Origin of the sequence: Oscillibacter sp. PEA192, assembly GCF_003574015.1 — a bacterium.
In the GTDB taxonomy this organism is placed as follows: Bacteria; Bacillota; Clostridia; order Oscillospirales; family Oscillospiraceae; genus Oscillibacter; species Oscillibacter welbionis.
The window spans coordinates 1743404-1757244 of the sequence record NZ_AP018532.1 but is presented as its reverse complement, the minus strand read 5'-3'; the positions used below and the strand labels follow the sequence as shown (position 1 = coordinate 1757244).

The 13841-nt window shown below is 44.3% G+C and carries 11 protein-coding genes; 10 read left to right on the top strand and 1 reads right to left on the bottom strand.

Translation table 11 applies throughout. The annotated features are described in order from the left end of the window. The first annotated feature begins 39 nt into the window (after nucleotides 1-39). The 4 genes from DN611_RS08660 (at nucleotide 40) to DN611_RS08645 (ending at nucleotide 5923) form a co-directional block, all read left to right on the top strand. Nucleotides 40-1320 carry an ATP-binding protein gene (locus tag DN611_RS08660; RefSeq protein WP_025543409.1) on the top strand — a complete coding sequence of 427 codons (1281 nt, stop codon included), beginning with the start codon at nucleotides 40-42 and terminating at the stop codon, nucleotides 1318-1320. An 807-nt stretch (nucleotides 1321-2127) separates the two neighbouring features. Continuing rightward, a complete protein-coding gene (locus tag DN611_RS08655) occupies nucleotides 2128-3456 on the top strand; it encodes an AAA family ATPase (RefSeq protein WP_025543410.1) in 1329 nt (442 codons plus the stop codon). Continuing rightward, a complete protein-coding gene (locus DN611_RS08650; RefSeq protein ID WP_025543411.1) occupies nucleotides 3457-4140 on the top strand; it encodes an RloB family protein in 684 nt (227 codons plus the stop codon). It begins immediately after the preceding gene. 199 nt (nucleotides 4141-4339) lie between these two features. Next, nucleotides 4340-5923 (top strand): GmrSD restriction endonuclease domain-containing protein, encoded by a 1584-nt coding sequence (locus DN611_RS08645; protein ID WP_081691993.1) that lies wholly within the window; start codon nucleotides 4340-4342, stop codon nucleotides 5921-5923. Nucleotides 5924-6035: 112 nt separating this feature from the next. On the opposite strand, the gene DN611_RS08640 is transcribed toward DN611_RS08645, so the two are convergent. Further along, nucleotides 6036-6500, bottom strand: coding sequence for a hypothetical protein (locus tag DN611_RS08640; protein WP_025543412.1), 465 nt, complete (start codon nucleotides 6498-6500; stop codon nucleotides 6036-6038). A gap of 414 nt (nucleotides 6501-6914) precedes the next feature. On the opposite strand from DN611_RS08640, the gene DN611_RS08635 reads away from it, so the two are divergent. From DN611_RS08635 to DN611_RS08610, 6 genes are all read left to right on the top strand, one after another. Beyond that, nucleotides 6915-8270, top strand: coding sequence for a DUF4417 domain-containing protein (locus tag DN611_RS08635; RefSeq protein WP_119311113.1), 1356 nt, complete (start codon nucleotides 6915-6917; stop codon nucleotides 8268-8270). Between the two features lie 244 nt (nucleotides 8271-8514). Continuing rightward, nucleotides 8515-8688, top strand: a complete 174-nt coding sequence (locus DN611_RS08630) for a recombinase family protein (RefSeq protein ID WP_119311909.1) — start codon at nucleotides 8515-8517, stop codon at nucleotides 8686-8688. A 186-nt stretch (nucleotides 8689-8874) separates the two neighbouring features. After that, the gene (locus DN611_RS08625; protein WP_119311112.1) at nucleotides 8875-10275 is read left to right on the top strand and encodes an SAVED domain-containing protein; all 1401 of its coding nucleotides are present in this window, start codon (nucleotides 8875-8877) and stop codon (nucleotides 10273-10275) included. Then, entirely contained in the window at nucleotides 10272-11366 is a 1095-nt protein-coding gene (locus DN611_RS08620; RefSeq protein ID WP_119311111.1) for an SMODS domain-containing nucleotidyltransferase, read from the top strand. Before DN611_RS08625 ends, DN611_RS08620 begins: the two co-directional genes overlap by 4 nt. Next, a complete protein-coding gene (locus DN611_RS08615) occupies nucleotides 11363-13252 on the top strand; it encodes a ThiF family adenylyltransferase (RefSeq protein ID WP_119311110.1) in 1890 nt (629 codons plus the stop codon). Before DN611_RS08620 ends, DN611_RS08615 begins: the two co-directional genes overlap by 4 nt. Continuing rightward, on the top strand, nucleotides 13233-13736 hold the full coding sequence (locus DN611_RS08610) for a Mov34/MPN/PAD-1 family protein (RefSeq protein ID WP_119311109.1): 504 nt from the start codon (nucleotides 13233-13235) through the stop codon (nucleotides 13734-13736). The genes DN611_RS08615 and DN611_RS08610 overlap by 20 nt, the downstream gene beginning before the upstream one ends. Nucleotides 13737-13841: the final 105 nt, after the last annotated feature.

Here is a 13841-nt window from a genome sequence, read left to right as displayed (position 1 = left end):
GTGTTACAATTTTTGTAAATTACAGTGGCGGTGATTTCAATGAAGCGTAATGCGATTTCTGATTTAATCAACTGGAAAAACAGTGCGGACCGCAAGCCGCTGGTCATGCGCGGCGCACGCCAAGTGGGCAAGACCTGGCTGATGCGGGAGTTTGGGCAGAGCTGCTACAGCGGCTTTGTCTATTTCAACTTTGATGAAGAAGACGAATTGAAGTCTATTTTTGAGACCAACAAGAACCCGCAGCGCATTGTTGAATTGCTTTCCCTCATTGCCGGAGAAAAAATTCTCCCCGGGGAGACGCTGATCATTTTTGACGAGATCCAGGAATGCCCGGAGGCGTTGAATTCGCTTAAATACTTCAAAGAGAAAGCCAATGAATACCATGTCATTGCAGCAGGAAGCCTGCTTGCTCAACCGAAGTCCTATCCGGTGGGCATGGTCAACTTGCTGGACCTCTATCCACTGACCTTTGATGAGTTTCTGGAAGCCACAGACGAGGCACTCTATGCCTATTACGAGAGCATCCATAAGGATCAGCAGATCGAGGAAATTTTTCACAACCGCCTGCTGGAAGCCTACAACAACTACCTGATCATTGGCGGGATGCCGGAGTGCGTTGCCTCCTGGGTGAAGGAAAAAGATCCGGCCAAAATTTCCCAAATTCAAAGAGAATTGATCGAAATCTATGAAAACGACTTCTCTAAGCACAATGGCAAGGTCAATAGCGGGCGGATCTTGATGGTATTCCGCAGCATCGTCTCCCAGCTTGCCAAGTCCAATGAGAAGTTCATATACGGTGCTGTACGGCAAGGCGGCAGAGCTCGTGATTTTGAAAAGGCGATTGAGTGGCTGGTCTCGGCGGGAATCTTGAACCGAATCTATAACGTCTCCAAAATGGAGCATCCCCTCTCCGCCTTTGACAAGCTGGATCAATTCAAGCTCTTCTTGTTTGATACCGGCCTGCTCAAGCACATGGCGGGCATTGACAACAGCGCAATTCTTCTGAAGGCTGATTACCAATTCAAGGGGCCGCTCACGGAGAACTACGTCCTGCAGCAGTTCCGAGGACAATTTGCAGTGGAACCACGATACTATTCTGACAAAAACGGAGAGATCGACTTCCTTCTGCAGCATGGGATGGACATCATTCCTGTCGAGGCAAAGGGCGGCGAGGAAAAATCCGCCCCGTCCTTTAAGCGGTACATCGCTGAGCGTCACCCCAAATATGCCATCCGCTTTTCGAAGAGAGGGTACCGCAAGGACGGAGCCATTACCAATATTCCGCTGTACCTGGTCAGAAAAACAAGAGAGCTGCTATAACCAGAAATTAGATCGTTATCGTAAGCGGCCCTCAACCGTTGCCCTTCATCCTTGATCGATATGGGCATCGTGGCCAAGCACGTGAAGTCGGATGTAGACGGTGTCTGCATTGCTGAACCCGACAAGATCGCCTGCCGCCGCCTCTTGTAGAATTACTGTCCCCTGCCGGACTGCTGTCGTGTGAGCCAGGGCATCGAGTTTTACTCCAGGTGATGTAGGCTCAGAGAAAACTTTGTCTGAGATTCGGAAACAGGAGAGTTCGCCATGTTCTGCTAAAGAGGGCGGCGCCTATGTGACGGCGACCGGGAAACCGCGGAAGCTGGACGAGTCTGCTGGTGTTCTGGTGCTGGAGGATAGGGCGCGGATTCCCATCCGGTGCCGGGTCTCGCTGGAGGGGGATTTCCTTTACGGTCCATCCGGCGGTCCCTCCCCCAGCAGAGGAACCCGTGGCTGGGGTACGGACAACCCCGGCAGCGCTGGTACCGGGAGCAGATGACTTGCTCCGGCGAGTCCCAAGGAAAGGCCGGGGCATAGGGTGGTTTCTTCAGGTAATGCAGGCTCATAGATTCTCTCCTTAATTTAAATAGAAAAAGCCGGAGCATTGCTGCTCCGGCAATTTTTTACTTTTATGAAACTCTCTCACCCATTAAAAGTGGTAATTTTTTTCTCGTCATGTACACAGACATGCAACAGCGGACGGATTTCCAGCATATATATAAAATCAAAATAAATTAATTAAATATTTTCGTTTTTTTACTTGTATTTCTTGTTATCTGTGGTTATACTACAGTCAAGGAGGAAGGGTATATGCTGATAGAGTTTAAGTTTTCAAACTACCGGTCGTTCCGAGACGAGGCGGTCCTTTCTATGGAAGCAACTGGCCTGGGGACATTTCGAAAGAGTCTGATCGAGTATAGACCTGCTGGAAAGTCCACAAACCATCCAATCCATCTTCTTCCCGCTGCCGCGATCTATGGAAAGAACGGCGGCGGCAAGAGCAATGTGATTCGGGCATTCTGGTTGGCGGTTCAATTTATTCGGAATGCCCAGCGGACGCAGCATGAAAAAGCCCCCATCCCTGTACGGCCCTTTTTGCTGGATGATACCTCTGCCGCAGAACCGACGCGATTTGAATTTACCTATGTGGATCAAGGAATCAAGTATATTTACGGTTTTGCCGCAACCAAAGAGCGCGTGGAGGAGGAATACCTTTATCATGCGCCGAAAGGCCAACGTTCTCTGGTGTTCTCCCGCACCGGCCAGGAGTTCCACTTCCCTACAAACAACCTGAAAAGAAGACGGGAACTGATCGGGGAGGCGGTGGCAGCCAACCAGCTCTACTTTGCGGTGGCCTGCACGATGAATGAGCAGGCCTGTGTCGGCGCCATGCGCTGGTTCCGGGAATGCGTCCGATTTTCCCGGGGGTATGCTGACTTTCCGAAGCACCTGTTGGAGTATTCAGAAGATTCCAATATGCTCCAGGCCATCTCTGACTATGCCAAGGCGGCCGATGTGGGCATCCGGGATATGCAGTTTGATATCAAAAACCAGGAGTTTCCCAGCCCGCAGGACCTCCCTGAAAACGTGCCGGAGGGGATCAAGGCTGCCCTGGCGCAGTTCATGCAGGCCCTTTCCGACGCGTCTCCGGATTCAGAGCAGAAACTGCGGATGGGAGAGATCCGGGCTGCGTCTTATCACCAGGGAATCAATCGAGCTGGTAAAGAAAGTCTCTATTCGCTGGAGCTGGCCGATGAGTCGGACGGTACACGCCGGTTGATGTCCCTTGCTCCAGATATGGAACAGGTCCTGAGCCGCGGCGGTGTGCTGTTGGTAGATGAATTGGAAAAAGAGATGCACCCCATGCTCGTGGAGTATATCGTCGCAAAATTCCAAAGTCCTGAGTCTAATCCCAATCATGCACAGCTTATTTTTACGAACCATAATACGGAACTTCTGAATATGGAGCTGCTGCGGAAGGATCAGCTATACTTTGTGGATAAAAGCCGCAAGGATGGCACTTCCTCCCTTTATAGCATCAGCGAACTGGCCACACCCACCAGCGAGAATGTTCGGAAAGGCTATCTCATGGGAAAATACGGCGCCACTCCAGAGCTTGAGATCGAGGAGGTGGAGTAAATGCCACGCCGTCAGGTGAAACGAGGGGGGCGCAAGTTTCAGCCAGAAAAGCCTCTGATCTACGTCTTCTGTGAGGGAGAGAGCGAGCAAGCCTATGCAAAATTCCTGAAAGAACATTTTGCAGATGTCGCCGTGCTCAAAATTCCCTCAAAAACAGGACTTTTTTCTAAAGCCAAAAACGATTTTGACAAGGAACCAAAATACCGCAATTATGCCGAGGTCACAGACGAAATCTGGTTTTTCTTTGACGTAGAGGCAGATGATTGCGGAAAGTGGGATGAGCGATGGAAAATCATCGAGACGCTGCGTGGACTTCGTGAAAAGCCCAATGTGCATGTCCGGCTGCTAATGACCACGGCCTGTATCGAATACTGGCTGATGCTCCATTACAAGATGATGATACCGACGTCCTTGACAACTGTGGAGGACAAAGAACGCATGCGCCATCAGTTGATAGAAATCGTTCCGAATTACCAAAAGGGAGATGAAACGGCGATCCGTAAAATCGCTGCGGAATATCCTAAGGCTGTTGAGCGCGGCGGTCGGGTATTGGCCGCGCTGCTGGATGATGGGCTCCCGAGCTTGGATGATACGGATGAACGCAACCGCTGGCTGTGTCAGTGCGGAAAAACTTTTACGACGGTACAGGAAGCCATCGTATTTTTGGAGAGTCTCAGGCAATAATGCGCTTTACATGCTCCAATAGATATCATACGGGAGGGGCCCCCTTTGTAAGCCTCTATCCTATGTAATTTACGTCCAATTGTCCGTTGTAGTTATTCCAAAGTGTCCTGGTATTGTGATGTATGATTGCTCTTGTTAATTAAGGAAAATCGTAGTATTTTAAAACATAGATATCAAGTTTCATGTAAGGAGTCATTTTATGCCCGAACTATCTATTCGTAAAATTATTGAAAAAACATTATCCGGCGAAATTAGAATCCCCTCATTTCAACGTGGATTTGTATGGGAACCGGAAAAGGTCGCCTTTTTCATTGACAGCTTATATAAAGGCTATCCTATCGGCTCACTATTGTTTTGGAGAACGAACATACGATTAGAAAACGAAAGGCAATTAGGTAATTATTCTTTACCAGAACCGACAAAAGGATATCCTTTAGATTATGTTTTGGATGGTCAGCAAAGAATTACTTCTATCTTTTCTGTCTTTCAGACAGAACTTACTGCTGTTTCAACCGTATCAAGTTGGATGGATATTTATTATATTTTGGGAAGTTCAGTTGAGAGCCAGCAAAGTCAGTTTGTCCCTCTAGATGCTAACAATGTTGACGCAAAAAAACATTTCCCATTAAATTGCCTTTTTGATTCCGTAAAATATAGGAAAGCTACAGAACATTTAGATGATCAAACCAAAATTGAAGTTGATAAATTGCAGGAAACATTTAAAGAGATTCAAATCCCGTTCCAACTAATGGAGACAGACGATCGTGCTCATGTTGCGATTGTGTTTGAGCGAATTAATCGTACCGGAGTTCCGTTGGACTCTTTCCAGTTATTAAAAGCGTGGAGTTGGAGTACTGATTTTGATTTGCAGGAACAATTGGACGACCTATCATCCGATCTAGCAGATTATGGCTATGACGGACTAACAAGCGATCAAGATCTGTTGTTAAAATGCTTCACTGGATATATTCTTGGTAGTACGTCACCAGGAGCAATCACACAGCTAGATGGAGAGCATATTCGGGCAAATTTTGATGAAATAAAAAATGGAATAAAGTCTTCGGTCGATTTTATCCGCGGCGAGTTAAAACTCAACAGTTTGAAATACTTACCATATCCTGCAATGCTGGTTTCTTTGGTTAAATTTTTTGGCACTACAAAAAAGGGGGGCGCGGCATTTACTGATCTACAACGACAGAGCCTTATCAAATGGTTTTGGCGGAGTTGTTTTTCTAGACGCTACTCCAGCGGCGTGAATAGTGCACATGAAACAGATTTACAAGCAATGGAACGTTTAGTTTTTGACGAACAATATGATATTTGTTCCTTCAAATGCGAAGTCTCTCCCACATTTTTTACGGATAACGTTTTTAACCTCAATACTGTTAATACAAAGACATTTGTCGCCCTATTAGCGTCCACATCTCCCAAATCATTTATTTCAGGCGCGAATGTAAATTTATCAGAACCAATGAAATTGGCTAATTCGAAAGAGTTCCATCATATTTTCCCGGCGAAATACTTGCAGCGATTAGGCTTGGCGCGTAACAGAATTTTTTGTTTGGCTAATTTTTGTTTTCTCAATAATGCAGATAATCAAAGAATTAAAGATAAAGCCCCAGCGGAATATTGTAAGATGATGAACTCAGATAAAATAAATGATATCCTTCAAAGTGCATTGTGTCCAAGTCAAACATTTTGCCTGGATTATGACACATTTCTAAATGAGCGAAGTAAAATACTGGTTGACCAGGCTAAAGTACTATGTGGGATGGCAGGGTAGCAGTATAAAATTCTTTGTAATCCAAATACTTTAAAGGGGGCCTATAGGGATGCCCTCCTTATTTCCCGCGAAATAATAGAAACGTATGGATGCAGAAAGGGATTATCACCATCTACTCCGCATATTCGCCATCTCCGCATCCATTGAAGTACACCCAGTCTTCATTTAACAATTTTTCTTCCAAATTGAGCAAGCACATCCTCCGTTCCCGAAGCAGTTTCTGCATATCTGGAGAGAGCCGCGAAAATTCCATCCAGTCCTCAAGCCCCTTTTTGAAAGAACTCTTAGAATCAGCTCCGGGCCATCTGTCGGTCATAAATGCACAAGGTTTCTGTTGGCCGCAGTTGTCACAGTCGGAGCACGACTCCAGTAGTACATCCACCAAAGAAAAAGTCAACTTTAGGAGAGACTCACCGACTTCAATCAGTTCCCTGGCGGTCATCTCTCCGGGGATCACTACCGCCGCCTGATCCAACAGATGGAGTTCCAAACGGTCAAACCCCATCAGGTTCGCCTGCTCCAGATCTGCTGCCGGAATCGTAATCTCATTTTTTTGTTCAAAAAGCCTCTGCTTCATTTTTCCATCCTTTCCTGGTCTCTGTCCCATGATATAGAGAATCACCATACTGCATACGGTCACGGCGGTGCTTTGAATTACCCTGGATTGTGACCCATCTTTCTGCACCGAATTGACCCATATCCCGTTGGACTGGGGTGGACTTATTGGAGAAAATAGTTCACAAATCAGCGCAAAATCACACTTATCGAACACATTTGGAACGATTATACAAACCCGACGTAGTTCGGGACCAAGAGGCCGTGGGTTCAAATCCCGCCACTCGGACCATCGGAGTATCCTTTGGGGTACTCCGATTTTTTACTGCCAATTTGTAAATTTTCTCATGTTGTTGCACAGGAATGTGCAACTTTTTTTGTTTGGGAACCTGTATGCAGAAGGACTTGTTCCTTACTACATACAGGAGGGCTATCTATGACCGAAGAAAATTACAACTACCGAACCAGTCAGAAACTGCTTCGCAACCAGTTTCCCGGCAAAGGAAAGTTAAAAATCCCCATCATTCCTAAGTTCCAAGAAAGTCCCGGAGACTTCGATGATCTTTTGTTGATCGGTTTTGACAAAACCCATTTGGAGGACCAGAATCACCTAGACCGCATGGTACACTTCTTCCTATATGACTATCGCTTTGAGAGGGTCTGGAAGAACCCGGACAATGACATTGAAAAACTCTCCCGCTACCGCGCGGTGCTGTCGCCGGATTTCAGTATGTACCTGGAGATGGCGCCTGTTATGCAACTTTACAATGTATTTCGTAATCGCTGGTGCGGCGCTTACTGGGCATCCAAAGGGCTCCGGGTCATTCCAACTGTCAACTGGGGAGATGAATCCACGTTTGATTTCTGCTTTGAAGGGATTGAAAAAGGAAGCGTTGTTGCTGTCTCCACTTATATGGCCTCAGAGCATGACAACCGCTGCGACCAGAAAGAATGGTTCATGGCAGGATACAACGAGATGCTGCGGCGCATTGATCCGGAAAAAATTATCTGTTATAATACACCGTTTCCCGAAATGCAGGGCAACATTATCCATGTGGATTACGAACGCAGTTCTTGGCGGTATATGAACTATGAACGAAGTTTCCATCGTGAAGATTTGGATGCCTTTAAAATTGGCGGCACATCCAGTAATAATCGTGATACAATAGAGCCGTACCTAATTGGAAAAGGCGGAGGAAGCGCCTACGGCGGAGAAATCAAACCGTCAAAACCAGAGGATGAGCGATTCTGGGGTGAGCCGGGCGAAACAAAATATACCTATACGGCAAAAGGAGAGCTTATTGAAACGCTGATTGGTCCTGACGGAAAAGCATATTTGGAAATTCACCATACAAACCATGGTTTCCCCAAGTATCATGAAGTTCCACACCAACATAGCATCATATGGGATCAGTCAGGCTTTCACTTCGGCAAAGAACAGACTACCAAGAGCTTTTTATACGGGAGGAACACGAACATGGCAACATGGGTCGGCACAAACAGCCTTGAAGATAATAGGTTTAAAACAATCAGTGATTTCAAACAGTGTATGCGGCGCGGCGGCGAAGTCCAGTTCGAGTGGAATGGCGTGCTGTACTGTTGCTTTGGCTGTATTTCTCCTGCGGCAGATGCAGCGCCTAAAATGGTGATTTGTCAGGCTGGCTCTGTGGAAGTAAACACTCGTACTGAGAAATGGTGTGATACCGCCGACGAAATTCTGGAGTATATGGTTGGTGGTGATCGTCTGCGTGATGTAATCACGCAAGTGAAAGTGTGGGAGCGTACAATTTAAGATGAAGCCTTTTGCCGACTGCTTACAAACCATTGATATTACTGGATTTCCACAGATCCTTTAATGACATTCAGACTATGTTAAAAGCTGCATTTTGGTTCTTTGAACCGAAATGCAGCTTTTTCATTTTCCCGCCCTTCATGACAAACTGGTCGACAGTATGTATCATGGAGGGCTTCTTATGTTTCAACATGTGATCAAGATCCCGTATACGCAGAAGGACCATCCTATTTGAGACCAGCAGCTGCGGGTTGCAGCCTATTGCCGTACCAGCACGAATCAGGAGAAACAAAATTCAAGCCTGGAAAAACAGATTGCGTATTATACAGCTTTCATTCAGAGTAATCCCAAGTGGCGGTTTGCAGCTGTTTACGCCGGCCAGGCATCGGGACAGCACACCCAAAACCGCCCGGGCTAATGTAATTTTTTACATTAAGTAAAAGTCATGCAGTTGATAATTGAATGATGTGTTGTATAGCACATTCTATTTAAACTATTAATAATTGGTAAATAATTCCTTGATATGTTGACTTTATTACCACCTCTTCGTACAATATATTGTAATCAGTTGGTTGTACTCTTTCAATAAATAGAAAGGCGTATTATGGGCGGAAAAGAAGGCGGCAGAGGTTATCTATATCAAGGGATTGTTGCTGTTCTAGAAGCATTAAGGCGAAATGATTGGGATAGGATTTACATTGAATTTCCAACAGAAGGTGACAAGGTAGATATTGCTTTAAAGAGCGCAGATACAATTACAGATGCGATCCAAGTTAAATCGACGGTCAACTCTTTTTCAAAGGGCGATATTTCTAAGTGGTTAAAAGATATCATCACTGATTATCCCTGCCAGCGGTATTGCTTGGTTTTAATCGGAAATTGTGCGGTATCAGCTGTGGATTTTATGAACGCTATTACCAAGTTTCAAACGGGTAAGTTGGATGCAACAGGTAAAAAACAGTTAGAAAAATTTGAAACTCAATTACTAAAAGATATTAATGTGGATTTTAAAGTGTTGCCATTCGATCCAGATAGTTTGAAGAGCCTTGTTCGAGAGGCTCTTTGGAAATATGCATATGATAGTGGACATTCCTTGGAGCATCCCCAAGTATCTTTACTTGTGGACGCAATGGTTGAGGAGGAACTTCTTCAATCAACAAAAGATGGCTATACCGATCGAACAATTTTCAGCCTGGAGTTGAACAAGCGAATCGAATTAATTATCAAGAAGTACACCAAGGTACGAAAAGCAATTGGAATTTTGTGTTTTTCAAGAGGTTCTGAAAGACTTACCCAAGAGACGTCAATTCTGTTAGATTTACAAGACAAATTTGAAGGTAGATTTTTGAAACCGGATTTTGACTGGACGGTTGATATCGGTAAGCCTGTTCAAGATTTTTTGAGAGAAAATACAGAGGTGCAGCAAGCTTACCAAATTATGCTGGAAGCCCATGGTTCCATCGCTTTTGCTGCAGGTCGTGTTTTTGATACTAAATCCGGTGTGGATATTTGTCCTGTTCAAAAAACAATTTTGGGACCAGAAATATGGGAATTTGACAAATGCGATCGAACCCAATATCAGAATTGGAAGGTAGAACATATAGCAAGAGATGAAGATACATTTGACACCGCGCTTATCCTCAACGTGAGGCACAATATTTGCTCTGATGTGGAGCGATACCTGAAAGAACAGGGGGTTCACGTTGGACGGATTATTAATTTCTCACCAGAGGACACAGGTAGCACTGGCTTTTCTATTCAAAATGGCACCCACTCCTCAAAACTGGCAATGGAAGTTTATGCCGCATTGGCAGGACGAAGCACCGTTGAAAGGCGAGCATATCTCCATATTTTTGCTGCCGCGCCTAATGCGTTTATGTTTCATCTTGGGCAAGTATCCCGTCCATTTGGAAAGTGTATTCTGTACGAATATGATTTTGAACAACGAGGCAACTGCTCTTACATACCGTCCATTCAGTTTGACGGGAAAGGAGGACTTGAATGAGCGCAATACAAACTTATTTTCAGGATTTCTTGACTAATATTCGGCTACCTGACAGTTTGAAAAAAGCGTTGATCTCCGCACACACCGAGCTTCGAGAACAACTCAAATCTGATGACCTTACAAAAGATTTACTCGTTGAAAGTTTTTTACAGGGTAGCTATGCTAGGTCAACTTGTATTAAACCAGCACCAGGAAAAAAGGTGGATGTAGATGTAATTGTAGTTACTAATATTGATCATGATACCGTTTCTGCCCAAGAAGCATTTGCCATAATTACACCCTTTGTAAAGAAGTACTATCAGAACTACGAACAGCAAAAGCGTTCGATCGGTATTTCTTTGCCCGAAGTAGATATGGATCTAGTAATTACCGCAGCTCCCAGCGAAGAGGTGAAAAGGGCCATTGAATGTGCTGGCCTTTCATCCGCATTCACAGTCGATGATCTCTCGGGCTATCAGCAGTCACTTTTGGAAAATTACCGCTTAGATTCACTGGAAAGATTTTTCGAAAGTGATTCTACTGGCCAACAATGGAGGGCGGAGCCTTTACTGATTCCAGATAATGTCGAAAATCAATGGTATCGAACGCATCCTTTAGAGCAGATCCGTTGGACCAAGAGAAAAAATCAAATTTGCAAAGGTAATTATGTAAATGTAGTTAAAGCGATCAAATGGTGGCGACGATTGGAACTACCTAGCCTCAAGCATCCGAAAAGCTATCCGTTGGAACATTTTGTGGGAGAGTGTTGTCCAGATGGAATCACAAGTGTTGCAGAGGGCATCGTCGGAACCTTGGAGTGCATTGCGGAATGTTATCCTAAAAAGCCATTCCTCCCAGACCGGGGGGTTCCTGAGCATGACGTATTTGAGATGCTCTCAGATGAGGATTATGACACTTTCTATAAGGCGGTTTGCGGCGGTGCAAGACTTGCTAGAGCAGCTTATGATAGCGCTGATATAGAAGAGAGTGTTAACCTTTGGAAATCTTTCTTCAAAGATTGCGATGAATTTCCATCCTATTATAGAAAAAACGGAGGATTTACTCCGAGAGTACAGGAAAGTAAGGGCGTTCCTGTTGGGAGGTTTGGATGAGTCAGAATCCAACTGAGAATTTGCGACGCGGGCGGCGCCGGATTGAAGAAATACCAGAAATAATTTTGCTGAAAGATTGGACTTGGGATGTAGTTACAAAACGTTTTTATCTTCACATTAGGGTTTGTTTGGACCATGATGGCAAAGATATTCCCAGAGTAACAGAATGGTTTGTTACTGCGGAAACTGTTTATCCCTTTGGAACTATTGCTATATATCCGAGCTGCAAAAATAGTATAACAAATACATTTCCACATCAATCGATCAATGCTTTTGAGGAAGAAAACCATTTGTGGCGTAAAGGAAAACTCTGTGTTGATCTTATTGATCAGACTCTTGGCATCCGCGTTCCTGAAAAAGAGCCGTTCACAGTTGATGAACGGCTCTTTTGGAATATGCAAAGAGCTGTTTTGTGGCTCCGTGCGGCTGCAGAAGAGAGATTAATAAAAAATGGGGATGCCTTTGAGTTACCAGATTTTCCAGTCTCTCATATACAGACAGTCTTTGCTTTTCAAGAGGATTGTGTTTCCATGATGATCTGGGAAAGTACGGATGAGCGTTGTGGAATTGCAAGAATCGTTCGTAGGCAACTTTCATCAGAGCAATCCATAGCAATGATTCGGAGCTTTCGCTCCATTGATTCTCAGAAGGTAATCTATCAACCGGTTTGGGGAACGGCAATAAGGGAAAAAAACTATGAAAATGCACTTTGGATCAGACTAAAAGAGGTACCAGTTATTAATAACTGGCAAGTTCCCACTAACCTATGTCAGTTGAAGCAGATATGCACTAATCAGGGCATTGATTTGCTGGCCATTTTGAAATCATTTGCCCCCAAAGCCAGAGATGGGAGGCGGCATCTGCTTTTGGTTGGTTTTCCAATCCCAGCACATATCGGTGAAGATTCCTACGAGATGACTTGGCAGGCTATAGAGCTTCCTGCTCTATCCTGCGGAAAATATACAAATAGAGTTTTTCATTCTGGCAAGCGACTTAGCATTCCTCAGACTTACGGAGCAAGAAAAGGCTACCGCCCGAGTGAAGCGGGCTGGTGGATGAATGACAAAGCAAAGATATTCCTGGATAGTATGGAACTATCATGGATTCGCAGCGAAAACTGGAGCGCACGCACGATTAAGGGGCGTGGAAAGCTTGCAAATAGGCTTGCGAATCAGCGTATAGTTATGATTGGGCTCGGTAGCTTGGGCGCTTCTATTGCAGAACTGTTGACTCGTGCTGGGGCAACACAACTCACCTGTATCGATGGAAATGCTTTAGAAATGGGAAATCTTTGCCGTCATACTTTATGTATGACAGATCTTTATCAGTCCAAAAGTAAACTTGTAGCTAAAAGGTTAACGAATATTGACCCTAACATTCACACTACTTATGCAGAAAGGTATTTAGATATAGATGAAACTGGGGCATTAGTACCAGACTTGAGCAGTTTTGATATTATCATTGATTCCACTGGCGAGGATCAAGTATTGGCGTTATTATCTGCAACAGAGTGGAAGCGAAAAATTGTATTCTGCTCAAGTTCTGTTGGACTTGGTGCAAAACGACTGTATATTAATATTCAAAGGACAAAACTGCCTCACTTTGAAAATTTTCTTAATTTAGTCGAACCATATTTTCAAAAAGATTCCAATGATTTTAATCTAGATGCGCTTCCTCGGGATGGCATTGGCTGCTGGCATCCATTATTTCCTGCCAGGGCAGATGATATGTGGTTTGCGGCTTGTACCACAGTCAAGGCATTAGAAGCTTTTGTACAAAATTCAACAGAAAAAGGGATCTCATTAATCTATGAAACACAGACTGAAGATGGACTTTTTAATGGCCTGCGATTGATTGAGAAACAATATGAATATCGAGAAAATTGAGACCTTTAAATATTACGAGAGCTTTAATGGAAGCTATGGTGTTAAGTTGCCGGATCAGGAGCTAGAGTATATTCATAGTTTATGTATGAATTCATATCCTTATGAGACAGGCGGAATCCTCATCGGCAGATACTCTGATGATTTGAAATGGGCAGAAATAACCACTATAACAGGAGCTCCAGCAGAATCCAAGCAAACTTTGTGTTCATTCGTACGGAGTACGCGGGGCATTATTACGAAGCTAAAAAGAGCGTGGCAAAAGCAGCAATATTATTTAGGGGAGTGGCATTATCATCCCAATGCTTCTCCTAAGCCATCTGCACTAGATTTGAAAACAATGGTCAATTTATCTAAAGACGAAGACCTAGGATGTCCAGAACCAATTTTGTTGGTCATCGGAGGTAGCTCATCCAACTGGCTTCAGTATATTGGGGTATATGTAAAGGAACAAGAGATAGAACTCTATGAAATAAATAATAACTAATGCTACCATTATACTTTTTAGATCTATTTTTTTAGATCTAATGAATAAAGGCTCTCAAGCGACATCTATAATAGTCGCACAATACATGTTAAAAGCTATATTTTA